An 18,895-nucleotide genomic window follows, 5' to 3' on the forward strand; every position below is an offset into this window, starting at 1 on the left:
GATACGACCATGAAAACACGCACTATCGGCGATCTCGAAGTCTCGGCACTTGGTCTCGGCTGCATGAGCATGAGCGCCGCTTACGGCCCGCCTGCCGATGAAGGTGACATGATCAGATTGATGCGCACCGCCCATCAGCAGGGCGTGACCTTGTTCGACACGGCCGAAGCCTATGGCCCTTTCGTCAATGAAGAGCTTGTCGGCAAAGCGCTCGCACCGATCCGCGACCAGGTGGTCATCGCCACCAAATTCGGCTTCGATATCGATCAGCAAACCGGTGAACGCCGCGGCGGCACGAACAGCCGCCCCGAACATGTCAGGGCGGTTGCCGATGCTTGTCTGCGCCGCCTGAAGACTGATCGTATCGACCTGTTCTACCAGCATCGCGTCGATCCCGACGTGCCGATCGAAGATGTGGCCGGCGCCGTCAAGGACCTGATCGCGGCCGGCAAGGTCAAACATTTCGGTCTTTCCGAAGCCGGCGTTCAGACAATTCGCCGCGCCCATGCCATCCAGAAGGTGTCAGCCGTCCAGAGCGAATATTCGCTCTTCTGGCGCGGCCCCGAGGCGGAACTGCTGCCCACCCTTGAGGAACTCGGCATCGGCTTCGTGCCCTTCAGCCCACTCGGCGCGGGCTTCCTGACCGGTAAGATCGACGAGAACACCAAGTTCGATCCAAGCGATTTCCGCAACAGCGTGCCGCGCTTTTCACCCGAGGCGCGCAAGGCCAACTTTGCACTCGTCGACCTGATCAGGCGGATCGGCGACCGCAAGGGCACAACACCCGCGCAGATCGCCCTCTCTTGGCTACTGTCCCAAAAGCCATGGATCGTCCCGATCCCGGGAACAACGAAGCAGCATCGGCTGGAAGAGAATCTCGGAGCGGTAGACGTCGACCTGCTCGCTGAGGACCTCGCCGAAATCGATGCGGCCCTCTCCGGCATCGAGGTCCAAGGCGAGCGGCTTCCCGAGGCAGCGCTGAAGATGACCGGCCGCTAAAGGCCTACCGCCCCGGCCCTTCGCATGGGCTCAGGGCGTTCGGCCCTGCGATCGATCCACTGGATCGATCGCTCCCGCTTTGCGGGACCGGGCCTCACCCCCGCAAAAACTGCGACCCCTTATCAAACCCCAGCCCCGGAAAGATCTTCCCCGTCAGATCATCCGCACTCACATCGAACTGCCGGTAGAGCATTGCCGCGGCGAGTTCGCGCAAGTCGGCGGTCGGCATGAGGTCGCGGTCGTCGAGCAGCTGGCCGTCGCCGATGCCCGGCCAACGGCCGAGGATGCGGCCGCCATTGACGCCGCCACCTGATAGCAGCGCGCAGCCGCCGGTGCCGTGGTCGGTGCCGGCTGAGCCGTTCTGACGCACGGTGCGGCCGAACTCGGTCATGGCAAGCACCACTGTCTTTGCCCAGATCTCAGGCCCGAGCGTGGTCTTCAACGTATTGATCGCCTGCGAAAGGTCCTGCACCGGCCGTTTGAACTGGCCGGCTTGGCCGATATGCGTGTCCCAGCCTGATATCGAGAAGCTGGCGATGCGGTAATCGCCCTTCAGCATGTTGCCGGCGAGCGCCGCCACATCGGCGATCTTGGCGCCGCGCTGGCCCTCCGGCTCGACCATCATCGAGGCGGTGTCAGCCCGTGTCGCCTCGGCAAGCGCCTCGGCGAACGGCGGATCGCCGGCATAGAGCCGCGCCAGGAACTGCATCTCGTCGCGCGCCGGCGTCAGATTGGAATCCGACGCCCAGACATCGACATTGTTGGGTCCGGAGAGGATCAGCTCCGTTGAAGTGTTGATGTCGATCGCCTTGCGCGCATCCGAGCGCGGAATGACGGCGAGCGCCCGGTTCAGCCAGCCGGTCTTTTCCTCGGCGACATGCTCGCCGCCGGATTCCAGCATGTCCTGCCCGTCGAAATGGCTGCGCTGGTCGCGGTAGGGCGTCGACACCGCATGCACGAAGGCAAGCTCCCGGCTCTTCCAGAGCGGCATCAGCTCTGCGGCCGCAGGATTGAGGCCAAAATGGCCATCGAGATCGAGAAGCCCGGTATCGGGCGTCAGCGCCAGTGTCGGCCTGAGCGCCGCAAAGCCGGCATCGCCATAGGGCTGCACCAGGTCCAGCCCGTCCATCGCGCCGCGCAGCACGATGGTGACGAAACGGTTATCACCCGGCATCGCCGCGAAGGTGACGGGCGTGAAGATGGGAGCAGCGGCAAGACAGCAGGCCGACGTCAGAAAGCCGCGGCGGGAGAGCGAAATCCGGTTCATGACAGAGGCTCCTATCGGCGGTTGAATTCGGGCGACGCCAGCACCAGCGTCAGTCCGCTGATCTTGTTCGGCGCCTGCGAGACGACGCGGATCGTCTCGTCGCGCGCGGCATCGGCGAGCGTCGATTTCAAGAATTCGCGCGGATCCTCGTCCCGGCCGAACTGTGCTGCGGCCCGCCGTGCCCAGGCCAGCCGCTCGGCGAGCTGGCTGCCGGTGATCCAGGCGGAGAAGCCTTCCTCGAAACCGGCCGGGCTCGGCGGCAGCCAGGTCGGCTGGCCCATGCGCCTGAGTGCCCCCTGCCCCAGCGCCCGCGCCGTCTGGAAGGCTTTGAGGCGCTTCTCCCTTGCCTCGCCGGCGGGATCGGTCGTTACCGGCGATCCAGCCATGCCAGGCGTATTCGCCGCCATGTCGCCCTCGTCCGTGCCCTGCTGGTTCGCCGCCAGGAAGCTGCCGACGACGCCGTTGACCGGCCCCGCATTCAGCGCCCTCAGGCCGGTGACGATATAGTCGAAGGGCTGGCGCGCCTTGGCGCCCTCATCGCGCCAGGCGGCGGGATGGTCGAGCATGGCGGTGTAGACGGCAGTCAGGTCGCCATCCGTTTTCTTCCAGGCTTCGGCCATGTCGGACACCATCCCCTCATCGGGCTGGTCCGAGATGAAATGCACCGCGAGCTTGTGGCTGATATGCGCCGCCGTCTTCGGATGGAGCGCGAGATCGTCGAGCATGTCGAGATAATCGTCGCGCGAGCGCCTGCGCCCGCCATAACTGACGCCGAGCACCTCATGTGTCCCGGGCTCCGAAATATTCGGCCGGAACGCGATGTCCATCTCCTTGCGATCGATGGTGAGCCCCGTCAGCACCATGGCCGCCGCGGTCACATCCGCCTGGCTATAGCCGCTGCCGGCGCCGAGCGTGTGCAGCTCCAGCAGTTCGCGGCCGAGATTTTCGTTCAGCCCCTTGTTGCGCTTCATGCCGCCGGCCGAATCCGGCCCGAGCGAATCCGCCTGGTCGAGATAGATCAGCATGGCCGGATGGGCGGTCGCATTACGCAGCAGATCGCCGAACCTGCCTGATATGAACGGCCGGATCGCCTCGGCCTCGTAGAGCGGCACGATGAGGCGCATCGGCAGGCTCTTGTTGGCGCTGGTGGAGAAATGATCGGTCCAGAAGGTCGCCAGCCGCTCGTAGAAGCCGTACGGCGACAACACCGCCTGCATCAGCCGCAGGTTCGCATCGTGCTGGAATTGCTGCTGCGCCTGACGCTGCACCCCTTTGCGCATCTCGCGCTGCGTCGTATCGTCGGTCACCGTCTTGGCGTCTTGCCGGATCTGCTGCAACTGCTCCTGCAGGCTGAGGATCGCCCGGTGGCGCATGTCGGGACCGCCAAGGGGAAAGTCCGGCATCGCCGCCTCCCCCTTGCGCAGCTGGCCGATGAGCTCGTCCTTGCTGCTCGGCGGCGCCTCGCCCGGCCGGAAACCATAGCCAAACCGGATCGCCGCCATCGTCGGGAAAGACAGGCTCATGGCCGTTCACCTCGTGATCACCGCTAAAGCAATTCCAACAAAAGTGCGTCGCGGTTTTGCGTCCGGAATTGCGTCAAACAAAAGTCAGAGCATTTCCGTGGCCCGGAAATGCTTGAGGTGACAAGCTGCCAGCCGATTGCGACGCCAATCTGTAGGAAATGTGGCGATACCTAGACATGGACGATTTGTAATCTATTGAAAAGGCTAAAGTTTATGCACGGAAGATGAAGGATGCTCCGATTGCGATCAGGGCGAAGCCGATCGCATGGTTCCAGGTCAGGTTCTCGCCGAGCCAGAAGATCGAGAAGCCGGCAAAGACGATCAGCGTGATCACCTCCTGCATCGTCTTCAACTGCGCCGTCGTATAGACCGCCGAACCGATACGGTTGGCCGGCACCGCCAGGCAATATTCAAAGAAGGCAATGCCCCAGCTGACGATGATGGCAAGGAAGATCGCGCTGCTCTTGTGCTTGAGATGCCCATACCAGGCAAAGGTCATGAAGATGTTGGAGGCAAACAGCATGACGACGGGCCAGAGGGCGGCGGGAGAAAATGGCATGGGAAAACTCGGGAGTTGTGAAGGGAAAAACCGATCCGGCAGGGAGATACCGGCAGCCCTTACCTAGCACGCCGTCGCTCGGCGGCAAGCCCCGGGAACGGCTGCGACCTTACGCCACCGAGTCGATGCGGATGCCAGGCAGGTCGCGCGGCGGTTCGCCTTCCCAGCGCAGAAATTGCACCGGAACTGGACTCGCGGGAGCGCGACGTTCCGTGAAAAATACCGTGCATTTTTCCACTTAATGTTGAAACGAATCAACCTGCCGGACTAGGTTGCGCAGATACATAGGGGGCGACATGGACACGACACCGCAGATGCCGCAATACGCTACTTTGCCTTCCCGCCACTTCTGGCGACGCGCCGTGGCCTATCTCATCGACATCATCATCTTTCAGGCCGCCATTCTCATAGCCGTCTACTGTATTTCAACAGTTCTTCCCCTAGACTTCCGCTTTCCCGGCTGGAGTTACACACAGTGCGGCGTAGAGTTGCCGGATCAGCTTGCAAAGCGGATTGACGCCGGATGGCCGCTGAGAAGTGGGGAAGTTCGTATCAATCAGATCTGCGAAGTCAGCCAAATCGGCTCGGAAAAACAAAGATACCTGCAGACGGGCGTCTCCCGTCAAACAGACAACGGGACATCAGGCCAATGGCTGACCATCCCTGTCGACGCGGACGACAATCCAGTGATCGGACCCGTGTTCGTATATTCCAGCGTGATCTCCGGCATCGTCAACATTGCCTTTCTCGCGTTGGCTTTTGCCTATTTTTCCGCAAATGGCCGCCGCACGATCGGAAAGAAGCTGCTCGGCCTGAGAGTCCAATCCGTCGATGGTAAAAGCCCCGGCCTTGGCACCGAGTTTAGACGGGAGATCCTGAAATTCAGCCCGTATCTGTTTTTCATCGCCGCCGCTTTTGCGTTTTCGCTGTTTCCAGTCTTTCCCACGGAAGACTTCGACGCCTTGCTCCGCATGTCTCGCGACGGATACGCACTTTTGAACAACGGCGCCGCAACGTTCAACATCATCCTGGGTATAGCCGCCCTTATTTGGTGGTTCTTGCCCTTCATCTTTTGGCGAGGACAGAGCTTTTACGATCGCATCTGCGCCTGCAAGGTGGTGAAGAGCTGAAAGGCTCTGTCGCCTTGGCGGCAGTACGCAAGAAAAGGCCGGCAGCTGTCGCCGCCGGCCTCCTAAACCGCAGGCAGCGCTAGATTCGCATCGCGCCATGCGGTTCCTCGGCCTCCTCCGTGCCGAAGCGCACGTCCTTCTTCTCGTAGCCGAAGCCGGCAAGGGCCGCGACGATCAACGCCACCACCGCCGCGACGATCAGCAGTGCATAGGCGTAGTCGCCGTCCCAGCGGGCGGCCAGCCCCGCCTGCAGCGTTGCATTGCCCGAGGCGAGCAGGTTGCCGAGCTGGTAGGCAAAGCCTGGAAAGGTGCCGCGCACTTCGTCCGGAGACAGCTCGTTCAGATGCACCGGCACGATGCCCCAGGCGCCTTGGACGAAGAACTGCATCAGGAAAGCGCCGATGGCAAGCAGCACCGGCCCCGGCGCATAGGCCCAGAGCGGCGCGACGGGTACCGCGATCAGTGCGGCGATGACGATGGCCTTCTTCCGGCCGATCCGCTGCGACAGCGCCCCGAAGAACAGCCCGCCACAGATCGCCCCGATATTGTAGACGATGGCGATCGCACCAACCGTATAGCTCGAATAGTTGCGCTGGGTTTCGAGGAAGGTAGGATAGATATCCTGCGTGCCGTGGCTGAAGAAGTTGAACGCCGTCATCAGGAACACCGCCCAGATGAACAGCGGAATGTTTTCGCGCAAGACCGTCAGGAACGGCCGGCGCCCCTCGGCCTGCCGCTTCAGGAAGGCCGGGCTCTCTTCGACATTGCGGCGGATGTAGAGCACCAGCAGCGCCGGCACCGCGCCGACAAAGAACATGCCGCGCCAACCGATGACGGGAAAGAGCAGGAAGAACACGATCGAGGCGATCAGATAGCCGGAGGGATAGCCGGCCTGCAGGATGCCCGAGACGATGCCGCGGCTCTGCTCCGGCACCGTCTCCATAACAAGCGAGGCGCCGACGCCCCATTCGCCACCCATGGCGATACCGTAGAGCGCCCTGAGCACAAGGAACATGGTGAGCCCGGTGGAGAAGCCGGTCAGGAATTCGAACAGCGAATAGAGCAGCACGTCGGCCATCAGCGTGATGCGCCGCCCGTAACGGTCGGCCGCAAGCCCGAAGACCAGTGCGCCGAGCGCCCGCATGGCAAGTGTCAGGAAGATCGCCACCGAGACGGCGGGAACGTCGGTGTGGAATTCCTCGGCGATATATTTGAGAACGAAGACGAGAATGAAGAAATCGAAAGCGTCGAGTGTCCAGCCGAGATAGCTGGCGATGACGGTGTTGCGCTGCTGCGGCGTCAGCCGGCGCAGGCTTTCCAAAGCGGACATCTGATATTCCTCCGTCCGAAAGCGGCGGCGAGGCGGGCAATTCCGGATGCCGTCGGAAGGGGTGCCCGAAACGGGCGGGTGATGCTGTCGGCGATGGCGTTCGTGGGGAGAGCGTTCGCAATCGGTGACAGCGGGCAATAACGTCAGCAATGCTGCCCGTGTTCCATCACGATTGGCGTGAACGGGTGGCGTCCCACGCGGCTCCTTGTCGCAGGCATACGATCGTCCAGCGCCCTGCCCTTGGGCGCGGCACCCTCCAACATCCCTTATCCTGAGGCGCGGAGCCCGCAGGGCGAAGCCTCGAAGGACACGCTGCAACGCTGCTCCTTGCGTCCATTTGACGTCGAAACACCCGCCTCGTCCTTCGAGGCCCCTGCGGGGCACCTCAGGATGATGCTCTCTTGGATGTTGCCGCCATACGCACCACAGGCAGCTACAGCGAAAACGCTATGCCTAGCTCCGGCCTGGCACCCTGCCCCGGCACGCCCACGCCACCGATGCGAACGACCGCGGCCCATCCGGCTCGCCAGCCTCGTAAGCAGCCCTGACCGAGGCATCGACCGCCTTTCGCTTCGCCGGGTCGAGCCCCGCGACATATTTGCCGAGTGGTCCCTCGCCGGCGGCGATCGGGGCCCAGTAGTCCGCGAAGGAAAGATATTCCATCCGGATCAGCAGCGAGGTCTCCTCGACGTCGGCAAGGCCTTGCGCGATGAAGCTCTCCTTCATTTCCCCCGGCCGCATCATCGGCTGGAAACAATATTTGCGGCGCAGGGGCAGAGCGTTTTCGTCGAGCATCGCCACCGTATCCCACATCATCCGCATGCCGGACATGCCGCCATAATGATCCCAGACGGCAGCCGCAACCACGCCGCCTGGGCGCACCACACGGCGCATCTCGGATACCGCCTTCCCCGCCTCGGGCACGAAATGCAGCACGAGCAGCGACATCGCCCTGTCGAAGCGGCCGTCCTCGAACGGCAGCGCGCAGGCATCGGCCTGCTGGATGGATATGCGCGGGTCGGTATTGCGCCGCCTGGCCGCTTCGACGAAGACGGGCGAATAGTCGATAGCGACGATCTCCTCCAGGCCGGGCGTTTCCGCCAAAGTGAACGCCAGGCTGCCGGTGCCGCAGCCGACATCGAGCACGCGATCGCCATCCGCGAGACCGGCGAAATCGACCAGCATCGGCGCCAGCCTCCTGCTCCAGCGCCCCATCAGCCGCTCATAACCATCCGCACTTTCGACATTGAAACTCGACGGCATTGAAGTCTCCCCCTTCAAGGACGATGGTCCGCCGCCGGACAATAGGATTCCCCAGCAACCCTAGCAAGCGGAACAGCAGTTCTCACCCGATCTTCGCGTCCGACCAGTAGCGCTTCGGTGCGCGCCCGAAGACACGCTTGAACGCGTTTCCGAAGGCGCTTTCGGAGGAATATCCGAGTGCCGCGGCAAGGCCGGCGACCGAGACATCCTCTCGGCGCAGGGCTTCGCGGGCGCGATGCATGCGCCAGCGCGTGACATAGTCGAGCGGCGCAACGCCGACCAGTTCCTTGAAGCGTTGCGCAAAGGCGGAGCGCGACATGCCGATCCGGGTCGCCAGCGCCTCGACCGTCCAGCGATGGCCGGGGCTGTTGTGGATCAGGCTGATCGCCGCGCCGATCTGCGGATTTGTCAGCGCGCCGATCCATCCCGTTTCGGCAGCACCCTTCCGGCCGACATAGGCCCGCAGCGCCTGCACGAGCAGGATGTCGCCCATGCGCCGCGTCATCAGCGTCGAGCCCATCTGCCCGGCCTCGAGTTCGTCGTCGAGGGTTGCGAGCGTGGCGCTGAGCAGCGCGGCGGCGCGGTCGCTGGCCGGGATATGAATGAACGGCGGCAGCGCGTCGAGCAGCAGCCGGGCGTTGCCGCCTCCGATGACGAAGGTGCCGCCGATCAGCGCGGTCTCGTCACCGCCGTGCCGGGCGATGTCGGAATGCTCCCAGTCGAAGAAGGCGATCCCGTCCTCCGGCTCCCTATCGAGATCGTTGGCGATCACATAGACGGGCGCATTGGCAAGCAGGAAGGTGTCGCCCGCGACAAGCGAAAATGGCGGCTCACCCGGCAGAACGATCGAACACGCGCCGCGGAGGACAGCAACGAATTTGAGCGCGGGCTTGGCTGGAAAACGAAACGCCCATTGCCCGCCGACCTCGAAACGTGTGCAGCGCGCACTCTCTATGTCGAGCAGCGAAAAGACATCGGACAAGGGATCGATCATGGGTTCTGGACGATCTAGACGAAATCATGGAGCAACTAGCATAGATTCTCCAGGCAGCACCTGCAATCCTCAAAGGCACAAAGGAGAACGAAGATGTCTGATATCAAGGACAAGGTTATTGCAATCACGGGCGCCAGCAGCGGCATCGGCGAAGCCACGGCGCTGCTGCTGGCCGAGCGCGGCGCAAAGCTCGTGCTTGGAGCCCGCCGCACCGACCGGCTGCAGGCCCTGGCACGACGCATCGCCGAAAAAGGCGGCGAGGCCATCTGCCTCGCCATGGACGTGAAAAAGCGCGAGGACCTCACAGCTCTCGTGGCGCTTGCCTGCAACAGCTATGGCAGGATCGACGTCATGATCAACAATGCCGGCATCGGGCCGATCTCCCTTCTTGATGAACTGCGGGTCGAGGATTGGGAGGAGATGATCGACGTCAACATCAAGGGCCCGCTCTATGGCATCGCCGCAGCCTTGCCGGTGTTCCGCCGGCAGGGTTCCGGCCACTTCGTCAACACGCTCTCGACCGCCGGCCTCATCATCAAGCCGACCATGGCCGTCTATGCCGGCACGAAGAACGCCATGCGCACCATCGCCGAGGGCCTGCGGCTGGAGGCCGGCCCGCATCTGCGCGTCACCAACATCTCGCCGGGGTTTATAAGAACCGATTTCGCCGGCTCCATGACCAGCCCAGAGATCAAGGCCGAGATGGCAAAGCGCATGGACGAGATGGCGATTTCACCCGATGCCATCGCCCGCGCCATCGCCTTCGCCATCGAGCAACCCGCCGATGTCGATATCAGCGACATCGTTGTTAGGCCCACCGCTCAGGCGTGAGGTATCGTTGGCAGCGGCGGCTCCTGTCTATCTTGAACAGCAGGACAATCGCCATGCGGCGTGGAAGCGATCGATCTGCCGGTCCAGCGCTCTTCAATTCTGCGATGTAGAGTTCGGACATGCCCCCTGCTCTCCGTCATGCCCGGGCTTGACCCGAGCATCCACGCGGCACCCGTAAGCGGCCGTGGCATGGATCCTCGGCTCAAATGTAGAGCCCGAGGATGACGGAGAGTGTGGCGAAGGCCATCAAGGCATCACCTGTCGGTGACACCGGTCAGATCACCGGTGTCACAGCGAATTCACCCAGCCGCCACACTCCAATCGAACCCCTTCGCCCAGTCGGCGTAGCTGTGCCAGCCGACCTCAGGAAAATCGCGGCGCAGGGCGGCAAGATCGACGTCGTAACCGGTACGGTCGAACCATTCGAACATCAGCGCCGTATCCTCGCTCTGCTGCCGTATCGCCGCGATCGGCAATTCCCGGTAAGTGATTGGGCGGCCGAGCACCTCGGACAAGATCTTCGCCTGCTGCTCGCCCGACAATTCGTCGCCCGCGATGTCGAAACGTTTGCCGAACACTTGCTCGCGCCTCTCGGCCAACGTCGCGACGAAAGCGCCGATGTCATCGATGGTGACCTGTTGCAGCACACGGGCGGGCGGCAGCGCTGCGGCATAGACGCCCTGGCGCAGCCCGTCGATCGCCCAGGGCGCCACGGTGTTCTCCATGAAGGCGACGGGTGCGCTGATCGTGTAAGGGATGCCGAGGCCTGCAATGTGCTTCTCGACGAGATACTTGCTGTCGAAATGCGGAATGCCGGTCGTCTTGTCGGCATCGGCGACGGAGGAATAGATCAGGTGGCCGATGCCGGCGGCCTTTGCCGCATCGGCGGCGGCAATGCCCTGACGGGTTTCCGCCTCCGTTCCGGCCTCGTAGCTGTTGCCCATCAGGAACATCGCGTCGACGCCCTCTGCTGCTGCCGCCACGGATGCCGCGTCGTCAAGATCGCCGGCGACGACCTGGACTCCTGCCGCGGTCAGCCGCTTCGCGCCGTCGCTCTCGGGCCGGCGGGTGATCGCCTTGACGCGGTGTCCCCGCGTCATCAACGCGCGTACAACCGCGCCGCCTTGCTGGCCGGTGGCGCCTGTGACCAGTACGCTTCGTGTGTTGCTCATCTGCCTGCTCCTTGTTGTGACTGATGCAACAAAGTTAGGGCCTGTCGCATTGAACCATAATGGCATATAATTGGAAAACATCGTGCCATTCCAGGATACAATGCTCGATCTCAACGATATCATGATCTTCGCCCGCGTCGTCGAAGCGGGCAGCTTCACCGCCGCCGCGCGCTTGCTCGGCATGCCGAAGACGACGGTCAGCCGCCGCATCGCCGCGCTGGAACGCGAACTCGGCGTGCGGCTGCTGCAGCGCACGACCCGCAGCCTCAACCTGACGGCTTCGGGGCGTCTCTACTACGAAGAAAGCAGCCAGGCGCTGCGCACGATCGAGGGAGCCAACCAGCGGCTTGCGGAAGCGCGTGCGGAGCCTGCCGGCACGATCCGCATATCGGCACCAGTCGGCTTCGGCGGCCACTTCCTCCAGGATGCGATCTTCGAATTTCTTTCGACCTACCCGAAGGCGAGGGTCGAACTGCGCCTGACCGACGACAGGCTGAACCTCGTCGAAAGCGGTATAGACCTCGCCTTCCGCACCGGCATCCTCGAAGATTCTACCTTGGTCGCCCGCAAACTCGGCTCGTTGCACCGCCTTCTCTGCGCAAGCCCGGATTATCTCGCCCGCCGCGGCCCGCCCGCTGCACCTGAAGATCTGGTCCGCCACGACTGCGTCATCGCCGGCCAGGCTGCCCATGCGCAATGGTTGTTGGAAGGTCCGCACGGTCAGGAAACGGTCGCGGTTTCGGGCCGCTTCGCCGCCAACGAGATGCAGGCGGTGATGGCCGCCGCGATCGCCGGCCATGGCATCGCCCAATTGCCGCACCGATTCGCCGAAGCCTGCATCAAGGACGGGCGGCTGCGCCGCGTTCTCGACGGCTATACGACCCCGGCCGGCGGCTTGCATGTCGTCTATCCCAGCAGCCGACACCTGCCGCCTTTGGTCAAGGCATTCATTGAACTGGCCGTCAGACGGCTGAACGCCACAGGAACCGGCGGGGGCGATGATTTCGCAATCGTCTCGCGCTAGAACAGGAAGATTTTAGGCCGGGTCGGCCCAAAAATTTGAATCCTGTTCTACATTATATAGTCAGAACATGATGTCGTCCGAAAACCGCTCACAATTTTCGGCATCATGCTCGAGGAAATCCGCCCTCGCTCGCGCCGTCACACCTCTTTCAGCACCACCTTGCTGTCGAGGCTCCCGATCAAGGTCGCGCTCGCCTGGTTGAGGCCGACGACTTCCACCGCAATGCCGTGCGCCCCGAACCGTTGGACGACCTTGTCGAGTGCGGCAACGGCGGTGATGTCCCAGAAATGCGCTTCGGACACGTCGATCAGCACGGACCTGCCGATCGCGTCCTGAACGTCGAAGGCTTCGACGAAGACGTCGGCGGAGGCAAAGAACACCTGGCCGGACACGCGGTAGGTCAGTCGCCCGGTCGTTGTGTCGGGCGCGACGTCCACCCGCAGCAGGCTGGCAACCTTGAAGGTGAAGAACACGCCGCTGAGCAGCACGCCGACCGTCACCCCGAGCGCCAGGTTGGCGGTGAAGACGGTGACGATGACGGTCGCCACCATCACGGCGCTCGACATCCGGGGATGAACCACAACGGATCTAAGCGACGACCAGTCGAACGTGTCGATCGATACCATGACCATGATCGCCACCAGCGCGGCGACGGGAACCTCGGACACCCACGGCTTCAGGAGCACCATCAGGATCAGCAGGAACGCGCCGGCAAACAGCGTGGAAAGCCGGCCGCGCCCGCCATATTTCACGTTGCTGACTGTCTGGCCGATCATGCCGCAGCCGGCAATGCCGCCGAACAGGCTCGCGGCCGCGTTGGCGAGACCGAGACCGGTGCATTCGCGGTTCTTCGAACTCGGCGTATCCGTGAGATCGTCGACGACACTCGCCGTCATCATCGATTCCAGCAGCCCGACCATGGCGATGGCAAATGCGGGTCCGGCGATGATCCGAAGCGTTTCCAGCGTCAGCGGCACCGCCGGCCAGCCGAAAACAGGCAGCGAATCCGGCAGCTTGCCGAGGTCGGCAACGGTGAGGACGGGAAGCCCGAGCGCCAGCGAAGCGACGGTCAGGATCAGGATGCAGATCAGCGGCGACGGGATCGCCGTGGTGATCCGCGGCGTCAGGTAAATGATGACGAGCCCGGCAACCAGCACGGCATATTCCATCCAGCCGGCGCCGACAATATGCGGCATCTGCGCGGCAAAGATCAGAATGGCCAGCGCATTGACGAAGCCGGTGCGGACCGATTTCGACACGAAGCGCATCAGCACGCCTAGCCGCAGCAGGCCGAAGACGATCTGGATTAACCCCGCCAGCAGCCCGGCCGCAAAAAGATAGGGCAAGCCGTGAGCATGCACCAGCGGTGCCGCGACCAGCGCCACCGATCCGGCGGCTGCCGAAATCATCGCCGGGCGTCCGCCGGCAAAGGCGATGACGATGCCGATCACGAAAGAGGCGAACAGACCGACCTCGGGATCGACGCCGGCCACGAACGAGAAAGCGATCACCTCGGGGATCAGGGCGAAGGTCGCCACCGCTCCGGCGAGCATTTCGCGCATGGGATTGGCGGACCAATCACGGCGGATGGAGGAAAGCAGCATAGGATGGATTCTCGCAAAGCATGGCCAGCCCTAATCTGTCGAGCGGTCGCGTGATGGCATGCAGGTTTTGCGTTGTCTGGCGGATCGGCGGCCAGAAGAGCCACCCGGGGTCTCACCGGGTCCGTGGTGAATGCCTGCTGTATAAACGAGATTTTTGCCGCAGCGCAACATTCGATTGCGCTGAAATGAAAAACGCAGAAGTCGACGAGCAGCCTCAAACAACCGAAGCGCGCGCTCCTTGCCCCCTCTGGATTGCGGAACCCTCACTGCCAGAGGAAATCCGGCCCGGTGCTCTGCGACGTCAGCTTGAGCGTTCTATCCGGCTGGACGACATAGGTCTCGAATACACGGTAGCCGAAATCGCCAAGAAAGGTATTCTTGACCACCGTTCCCGGACGATAGGGCGAATGGGGGACCTTTCCGCCATAGGTGAGGCTGCCCGGAAGCGGCTGCGGATCCCCTGCGCTGGCGCAGGCCGAGAGGGCGAAAAGAACGGCAATGAGCGCGTGTTTCATCCGGACTATCTCCCCGGGCAGGCAGTAGCGGCCTGACGACGTCGATCTCCTTCTTATCACAACGCAGCTTGCTGCTGTTCACGGCGCAGTCCTGCTGCGGTCGAAGTTTTTACGTCGCTCCTCCGCCCGCGAGAGCGCGCTGGCGATCCTCTCATCGGTGAAGGGCTTGGAGATCACATCAAGCGCGCCTTCGATACCGTGACCGACATTCTCGGGACTGCCGGTCACGAAGATGACGTCAACCCGATGGCGGTCGATCAGCCGGCGCGCGAGCTGGGCGCCGCTCAGCCCATCGGAGAGACTGAGATCGACGAGCGCGACATCGCTTCTTTGAGCGTGGGCGAGAGCCTGCTCCACCGTCGAAACCGGCCCGATGGTCTGGTGTCCGGCCTCCTGCGCGATGCGTTCGAGCTCCAGAGCAATAAAATTCTCGTCTTCAACGATCATGACCTTCATGAATAAGCCTCCCCATAGACGGCCTGTCAGGCGCACTGCCGGTAGCGGTTACAACGCAACCGTCCCCGGAAAGTTTCCACTTTGAGAAGAATAAGTTGGCGAGCCGCGGGCGGCGCCGCGTTACCGGTCCCGCTACTGGTCCTTGTGGAGGAACCAGCCGATGGCGCGGTCGCTCCGCCATCGGGAAAGCGGCAATTGCCGCACGGAATGAATCCGGGTGATCGCCCCTTCGTCATCCGTGCCGACATCCATGCAGGCGCAGTCATAGCCGTGACCGGCATTCGTATAGACATATTCGCCGCTCGTCAGGTCGGAAATCTTCAGGCAATCTGGTCGTCGGTCCCTCCGCGCACCACTATGCATACCCCTCGCCGGGCAAGGCAATCGTCCCCAAGCGAAAGACCGCCTCACCTCAGCCGTCCGTCGAACGCCTGTTGCGCCTTACGATATCGCCCGCGTGGAATGGTTGAGGTTCAAGAGCCGTCGTGACCAGCAACCTTACTCCGCCCGCGCAAACAACTGCCGGTCGCGGGCGCGGATGGGGTCGGTCCAGTCGCGTTCGAACCAGGGCGTGCCGCCGGGCTGAGGCGGGCGTTTGAGTTCCAGCGGGCGGGCAGCGCCGTCGCTCGCTTCGGAGGCGACGCGGAAGATGTAGTGGTCGTACATCCTGAGCGCCTCGATCATGTAGCTTGTCGCCACCGTGCGGTCGCGGACGAGGACGAGGTTCTCTCCGTTCTCGTCATCGGCGGGTTCGGAGAAATTGTAGGAGCCGAGATAGACCCGCGCCGTCGGCTTGTCGAAGTCGAGCACGACGAACTTGTGGTGCATCCTCGTGCCGCGCTGTTTGCCGTCGACGCCTGACAGACCCGAGGGCTCGGTCACGAAGGGCGGCGGCACGTTGCCCGTCAACGCCGCCGACCGCACCACCCGCCGACGGTTGTCGGGAGTGAGCACGGTGAGACCCAGATTGCCCGCCCGCACCTCGGCATCGGCAATGCCCATCACATGCATATCGGGACGCTCCAGGGCGCGCCCCAATGCCGGGCCGATCGCTCCCTTGGTCATCTGGCCGAGAAAGGCGAGCGAGAAGAACACGCTGGACCGCGCAGTATCGATATCGGCGCCGATCTCGTCCAGCCGGCCATTGGCGTCGCTGTGCGGAGAGAAAGCGACCTTGGCGTCGACGCCGTCAAGGCCGAGATCGATCCAGCCGGCGGAACTTGGCGAGTCGCGGAAATCATCGGCGCGCTTGGCGGTGAAATAGCTCTCGAAGGCAGCGAAATAATCCTCGATCGCCTTGTCGCTGTGGACGGCGAGGCTGTTGTTCGACTGCACATAGAGCCCGCGCCAGCTGAGATTCGTAGAACCGTAGAGCACGGTCGAAATGGCGCCGCCGCTGACCGCGATCGATTTCTGATGCTGCAGGTTGGCCATATGCTGGCGCTTGACGTTGGCAGCCCCCGCCGAGGCGATCAGCCGCTCTGCCGCCTTGGTCTCCGGCGAATTCGGGCGGCCGTGACCCTTGGTGCGGGCGCTGTCGTCGATGATGATCTTGAGCTTTGGCCCCAGCGCTTCCAGCCGGGTGACCACCTCGGGCAGGTTGAGGTCATAGGCGATGGCGCGCACCTCGGCGCCTGCAGCGTGCGCCCTGTCGAGCAGATCGAGCGTTTCGGCACGCGCCTCGAAACCCATCCAGGCGAGCGCCCGCTCGGCATCGGCATGGGTCAGCACGAAGTCCAGCCCCAGGTCGCCATCCGGTGGCACCAGCGTGATGATGGGTCCGCCGGCGGCAAAATTGTGCACGAAGGCCTGCGACGAGACAAAGCCACGGGTGAAGGCGACGTTGAGCTTGCCGGGAATGGTTTCGCGCATCAGCGCCAGTTCCGCCTCCTGCGCCTCGCCCGATGTCAGCGCGCCTGCTGCGTCCATGAACTTTGGCGTGATGCGATAGGTGAACTTGCCGGGCAGATCGGCATTGAAGGGAAAGTGCACCCAGCGGAACTTCTGGATCGGCGCCTCGGTGGTGCGAATGCCGTCCTCGGGAACCGGCTGGCCGGGAAAACCGATGCGGTTGTGAACGGCCTTGAAGAAGTCCGTGCCCGGCTCGCGATACTGGATGCCGAAGCCGACGAAATCGACCGGCGGCCGACCGTTCTTCCAATCCATGCCGAGCAACACCATGCCGTCGCCGCGATGGATGGTCAGCGCAAAAAGCGCAGCCGCATTCCCGCCGGTCACACGAAAATCCGTATCCATGCCCGCCTCCCCTCAATATCGGAGAAAATCTAGCATGGTTCCGTGACAGTAAGGAGATATGTCGGTGAAATTTTGCGCGCAGAAGGTGCAGGGGGCGACTGCGTGGCGCAAGCGCGTTCTGGGACGGCGCCCCTGTCGCACAGTCGTCAATCGTTGGCTCGATGGTCGACGACCGGCGCCGCCTTGAAAGGAGATTTGCGGTTCGCCAGACTTACAGGCGGACCGCCGTCCTCCTGCCCCCACGGACGGAGGATACGGCGGGGCCGCCCCTACGCTTTGCCTTTGGTGCTCTCGGCCCGAAACGCCGCCTCGCCGGCATCTGACACCTCGACCCATTTCTTGTCTGGCTCGGCGTCCGGCACATAGCTGTCGTGCCAGTTCCACCACTTGTAGGTCGGGGTCTGCGGATAGCCCTCGGGCGAATCCTCCCAGACTTCCTGGCGGCCCAGTGGCGTGATGTCGAGGTAGTTCCAGGTGCCGCCCATCTGCTCGTCGCCGCGGTTGTTGATGAAATAGGTGCGGAAGATGCGCTCGCCGTCGCGGTAGAACACGTTGGTGCCGTGCCACTCGTCGACGCCGAAGTCCTTGTCGAAACTGTCGGTGATCGTGACCCAGGGCATCGTCCAGCCCATGCGCGCCTTCAACCGTACAATGTCGGCCTGCGGCGCGCACGAGGCGAAGACCAGCGTCGTGTCGCGGGCGTTGAGATGGGCGACATGAGCGACCTGATCGGCCACCATCGAGCAGCCGCGGCAGGCATGTTCGGGCCAGCCGAACACGCCGGGCTCGTAGAAGGCGCGGTAAAGGATGAGCTGATGCCTGCCTTCGAACAGCTCGAGCAGGCTGACTTTGCCCTGAGGACCTTCGAACGCATAGCCCTTCTCGACAACCATCCACGGCATGCGTCGGCGCTCGGCGGCGAGCGCATCGCGGGCGCGGGTCTCAGCCTTTTCCTTCACGAGCAGCTGCTCGCGGGCCGCCTCCCAAGCCTGCGGCGACACGACCGACGGTTTGTGCATGGCTTGTTCGCTTTTTCCATTCTCGGCTGAAGCAGTCATGGCTTTCATCTCCTCATCAGGGCGATTTCCCGGGCTTGAAAGCCCGGTTCATCGCGCATTGGTCTGAGATAGTTTCGCATCGGAAATCGAATAGGGGGAGTAACAAGTGTGACCGTATTCCCTGGAACCGCCGGTCGCAGCCGTGGTGCATGAGTGGTGCTGGCGGGGAGCGCATCCATTAGCGTAATCTTGTTTACGAATGGGTCGCGTGCTAAAACGCCACAAAACGGCGCATGCCCCCCAATCAAATCGAGATCGTGCCCGTGAATGTTTTTATCGCGACTGTTGCTGCGTTTGTCATTGGCGTTATGCCCTCATGGGCAGGTCCTTTGCACGAAGCGGCCAAGGATGGCGATATCGCCCGCGTCACACAGTTGCTGGGCCAGAGCTCCGATCTGGCGGAGCCCGATGAGGCGGGCGAGCCGGCGCTGATTATCGCGTCATTGGCGGGCCATGCCGATGTCGTCGCTCTTTTGCTGGATCGCGGCGCCGACATCGAAGTTCGCAACAAGGGTGGGCTGACGGCACTGCATGCGGCAGCCTATGGAGGAAATCTGGAGGTGGTGAAACTGCTTGTCGCAGACGGAGCTGATGTCAACGACAGGAAGAATTTCTATCAGATGTCGCCGCTGCACGGCGCCGCCGAAGAGGGCCGCACCGACGTGGTCGCTTTTCTGTTGACTAAAAATGCGGATGTCGAAGCGACGGAAAGAAACGGGTACACGCCTCTCACTCAAGCCGGGTGGCGGGCGCATTGGGATACGGCCAAATTACTCATGGAAGCCGGTGCTGTTTGCCAGAAAGCCGAGCTTGTGGGCGAACCGCTCTACAAGGAATGCTCCAAACGGCAATAGCATTTCGCTTGAGGTAACAGACCGCGTCCGGGAACGGAGCTTGTTATGTCTTATCATGTG

The 18,895-nt window shown here is 62.9% G+C and carries 18 protein-coding genes and 1 other annotated feature; of the genes, 5 read left to right on the forward strand and 13 right to left on the reverse strand.

Annotated features, from left to right (window positions below):
• Window positions 1–9: 9 nt before the first annotated feature.
• Complete coding sequence (locus tag CUJ84_RS12960; protein WP_105006501.1) at window positions 10–999, forward strand: aldo/keto reductase; 990 nt, start codon at window positions 10–12, stop codon at window positions 997–999.
• Window positions 1,000–1,093: 94 nt separating this feature from the next.
• Here CUJ84_RS12960 and CUJ84_RS12965 read toward each other — a convergent pair whose 3' ends face one another.
• The 3 genes from CUJ84_RS12965 to CUJ84_RS12975 all read right to left on the reverse strand — a co-directional run bounded on the left by CUJ84_RS12965 (window position 1,094) and on the right by CUJ84_RS12975 (window position 4,348).
• Window positions 1,094–2,266, reverse strand: a complete 1,173-nt coding sequence (locus CUJ84_RS12965) for a DUF1501 domain-containing protein (RefSeq protein ID WP_105006502.1) — start codon at window positions 2,264–2,266, stop codon at window positions 1,094–1,096.
• 11 nt (window positions 2,267–2,277) lie between these two features.
• The gene (locus CUJ84_RS12970) at window positions 2,278–3,789 is read right to left on the reverse strand and encodes a DUF1800 domain-containing protein (protein WP_105006503.1); all 1,512 of its coding nucleotides are present in this window, start codon (window positions 3,787–3,789) and stop codon (window positions 2,278–2,280) included.
• A gap of 211 nt (window positions 3,790–4,000) precedes the next feature.
• Window positions 4,001–4,348 (reverse strand): DMT family protein, encoded by a 348-nt coding sequence (locus tag CUJ84_RS12975; RefSeq protein ID WP_011652456.1) that lies wholly within the window; start codon window positions 4,346–4,348, stop codon window positions 4,001–4,003.
• A 296-nt stretch (window positions 4,349–4,644) separates the two neighbouring features.
• Here CUJ84_RS12975 and CUJ84_RS12980 point away from each other — a divergent pair, with 296 nt between their 5' ends.
• The gene (locus CUJ84_RS12980) at window positions 4,645–5,478 is read left to right on the forward strand and encodes an RDD family protein (protein ID WP_105008181.1); all 834 of its coding nucleotides are present in this window, start codon (window positions 4,645–4,647) and stop codon (window positions 5,476–5,478) included.
• A gap of 79 nt (window positions 5,479–5,557) precedes the next feature.
• On the opposite strand, the gene CUJ84_RS12985 is transcribed toward CUJ84_RS12980, so the two are convergent.
• The 3 genes from CUJ84_RS12985 to CUJ84_RS13000 all read right to left on the reverse strand — a co-directional run bounded on the left by CUJ84_RS12985 (window position 5,558) and on the right by CUJ84_RS13000 (window position 9,065).
• Window positions 5,558–6,808, reverse strand: a complete 1,251-nt coding sequence (locus CUJ84_RS12985) for an MFS transporter (protein WP_105006504.1) — start codon at window positions 6,806–6,808, stop codon at window positions 5,558–5,560.
• A 453-nt stretch (window positions 6,809–7,261) separates the two neighbouring features.
• Window positions 7,262–8,071, reverse strand: a complete 810-nt coding sequence (locus CUJ84_RS12995) for a class I SAM-dependent methyltransferase (RefSeq protein ID WP_105006506.1) — start codon at window positions 8,069–8,071, stop codon at window positions 7,262–7,264.
• A gap of 82 nt (window positions 8,072–8,153) precedes the next feature.
• Window positions 8,154–9,065 (reverse strand): AraC family transcriptional regulator, encoded by a 912-nt coding sequence (locus CUJ84_RS13000; RefSeq protein ID WP_105006507.1) that lies wholly within the window; start codon window positions 9,063–9,065, stop codon window positions 8,154–8,156.
• Window positions 9,066–9,158: 93 nt separating this feature from the next.
• Between CUJ84_RS13000 and CUJ84_RS13005 the strand changes: the two genes are divergently transcribed.
• Window positions 9,159–9,896 (forward strand): SDR family oxidoreductase, encoded by a 738-nt coding sequence (locus CUJ84_RS13005; RefSeq protein ID WP_105006508.1) that lies wholly within the window; start codon window positions 9,159–9,161, stop codon window positions 9,894–9,896.
• 299 nt (window positions 9,897–10,195) lie between these two features.
• Here CUJ84_RS13005 and CUJ84_RS13010 read toward each other — a convergent pair whose 3' ends face one another.
• Window positions 10,196–11,068, reverse strand: a complete 873-nt coding sequence (locus tag CUJ84_RS13010) for an NmrA/HSCARG family protein (RefSeq protein ID WP_105006509.1) — start codon at window positions 11,066–11,068, stop codon at window positions 10,196–10,198.
• 100 nt (window positions 11,069–11,168) lie between these two features.
• On the opposite strand from CUJ84_RS13010, the gene CUJ84_RS13015 reads away from it, so the two are divergent.
• Window positions 11,169–12,092: a LysR family transcriptional regulator gene (locus CUJ84_RS13015; protein WP_105006510.1), complete on the forward strand. Its 924-nt coding sequence runs from the start codon at window positions 11,169–11,171 to the stop codon at window positions 12,090–12,092.
• Between the two features lie 137 nt (window positions 12,093–12,229).
• Here the strand turns inward: CUJ84_RS13015 and CUJ84_RS13020 are convergent, their stop codons facing one another.
• From CUJ84_RS13020 to CUJ84_RS13045, 6 genes are all read right to left on the reverse strand, one after another.
• Window positions 12,230–13,696 (reverse strand): SulP family inorganic anion transporter, encoded by a 1,467-nt coding sequence (locus tag CUJ84_RS13020; protein WP_105006511.1) that lies wholly within the window; start codon window positions 13,694–13,696, stop codon window positions 12,230–12,232.
• Between the two features lie 70 nt (window positions 13,697–13,766).
• Window positions 13,767–13,822, reverse strand: a sequence feature (sul1 is cis-regulatory element that is thought to sense ions involved in sulfur or methionine metabolism; They are found in Alphaproteobacteria).
• 137 nt (window positions 13,823–13,959) lie between these two features.
• Window positions 13,960–14,211 carry a hypothetical protein gene (locus CUJ84_RS13025; RefSeq protein ID WP_105006512.1) on the reverse strand — a complete coding sequence of 84 codons (252 nt, stop codon included), beginning with the start codon at window positions 14,209–14,211 and terminating at the stop codon, window positions 13,960–13,962.
• A 78-nt stretch (window positions 14,212–14,289) separates the two neighbouring features.
• A complete protein-coding gene (locus CUJ84_RS13030; protein WP_105006513.1) occupies window positions 14,290–14,667 on the reverse strand; it encodes a response regulator in 378 nt (125 codons plus the stop codon).
• 132 nt (window positions 14,668–14,799) lie between these two features.
• Complete coding sequence (locus CUJ84_RS13035; protein ID WP_105008182.1) at window positions 14,800–15,030, reverse strand: DUF4087 domain-containing protein; 231 nt, start codon at window positions 15,028–15,030, stop codon at window positions 14,800–14,802.
• A 135-nt stretch (window positions 15,031–15,165) separates the two neighbouring features.
• Entirely contained in the window at window positions 15,166–16,923 is a 1,758-nt protein-coding gene (locus tag CUJ84_RS13040; RefSeq protein ID WP_105006514.1) for a phospholipase D-like domain-containing protein, read from the reverse strand.
• 269 nt (window positions 16,924–17,192) lie between these two features.
• A complete protein-coding gene (locus tag CUJ84_RS13045) occupies window positions 17,193–17,981 on the reverse strand; it encodes a DUF899 domain-containing protein (protein ID WP_105006515.1) in 789 nt (262 codons plus the stop codon).
• Between the two features lie 233 nt (window positions 17,982–18,214).
• Here CUJ84_RS13045 and CUJ84_RS13050 point away from each other — a divergent pair, with 233 nt between their 5' ends.
• The gene (locus tag CUJ84_RS13050; protein ID WP_432444866.1) at window positions 18,215–18,835 is read left to right on the forward strand and encodes an ankyrin repeat domain-containing protein; all 621 of its coding nucleotides are present in this window, start codon (window positions 18,215–18,217) and stop codon (window positions 18,833–18,835) included.
• Window positions 18,836–18,895 lie beyond the last annotated feature (60 nt).

It is taken from the genome of Rhizobium leguminosarum (assembly GCF_002953715.1).
GTDB lineage: Bacteria > Pseudomonadota > Alphaproteobacteria > Rhizobiales > Rhizobiaceae > Rhizobium > Rhizobium leguminosarum_V.

Bases quoted from the DNA above. Each gene is read 5' to 3' on its own strand.
- CUJ84_RS12960 (WP_105006501.1), top strand. From the start codon at position 10: ATGAAAACACGCACTATCGGCGATCTCGAAGTCTCGGCACTTGGTCTC.
- CUJ84_RS12965 (WP_105006502.1), bottom strand. From the start codon at position 2,266: ATGAACCGGATTTCGCTCTCCCGCCGCGGCTTTCTGACGTCGGCCTGC.
- CUJ84_RS12970 (WP_105006503.1), bottom strand. From the start codon at position 3,789: ATGAGCCTGTCTTTCCCGACGATGGCGGCGATCCGGTTTGGCTATGGT.
- CUJ84_RS12975 (WP_011652456.1), bottom strand. From the start codon at position 4,348: ATGCCATTTTCTCCCGCCGCCCTCTGGCCCGTCGTCATGCTGTTTGCC.
- CUJ84_RS12980 (WP_105008181.1), top strand. From the start codon at position 4,645: ATGGACACGACACCGCAGATGCCGCAATACGCTACTTTGCCTTCCCGC.
- CUJ84_RS12985 (WP_105006504.1), bottom strand. From the start codon at position 6,808: ATGTCCGCTTTGGAAAGCCTGCGCCGGCTGACGCCGCAGCAGCGCAAC.
- CUJ84_RS12995 (WP_105006506.1), bottom strand. From the start codon at position 8,071: ATGCCGTCGAGTTTCAATGTCGAAAGTGCGGATGGTTATGAGCGGCTG.
- CUJ84_RS13000 (WP_105006507.1), bottom strand. From the start codon at position 9,065: ATGATCGATCCCTTGTCCGATGTCTTTTCGCTGCTCGACATAGAGAGT.
- CUJ84_RS13005 (WP_105006508.1), top strand. From the start codon at position 9,159: ATGTCTGATATCAAGGACAAGGTTATTGCAATCACGGGCGCCAGCAGC.
- CUJ84_RS13010 (WP_105006509.1), bottom strand. From the start codon at position 11,068: ATGAGCAACACACGAAGCGTACTGGTCACAGGCGCCACCGGCCAGCAA.
- CUJ84_RS13015 (WP_105006510.1), top strand. From the start codon at position 11,169: ATGCTCGATCTCAACGATATCATGATCTTCGCCCGCGTCGTCGAAGCG.
- CUJ84_RS13020 (WP_105006511.1), bottom strand. From the start codon at position 13,696: ATGCTGCTTTCCTCCATCCGCCGTGATTGGTCCGCCAATCCCATGCGC.
- CUJ84_RS13025 (WP_105006512.1), bottom strand. From the start codon at position 14,211: ATGAAACACGCGCTCATTGCCGTTCTTTTCGCCCTCTCGGCCTGCGCC.
- CUJ84_RS13030 (WP_105006513.1), bottom strand. From the start codon at position 14,667: ATGAAGGTCATGATCGTTGAAGACGAGAATTTTATTGCTCTGGAGCTC.
- CUJ84_RS13035 (WP_105008182.1), bottom strand. From the start codon at position 15,030: ATGCATAGTGGTGCGCGGAGGGACCGACGACCAGATTGCCTGAAGATT.
- CUJ84_RS13040 (WP_105006514.1), bottom strand. From the start codon at position 16,923: ATGGATACGGATTTTCGTGTGACCGGCGGGAATGCGGCTGCGCTTTTT.
- CUJ84_RS13045 (WP_105006515.1), bottom strand. From the start codon at position 17,981: ATGACTGCTTCAGCCGAGAATGGAAAAAGCGAACAAGCCATGCACAAA.
- CUJ84_RS13050 (WP_432444866.1), top strand. From the start codon at position 18,215: ATGCCCCCCAATCAAATCGAGATCGTGCCCGTGAATGTTTTTATCGCG.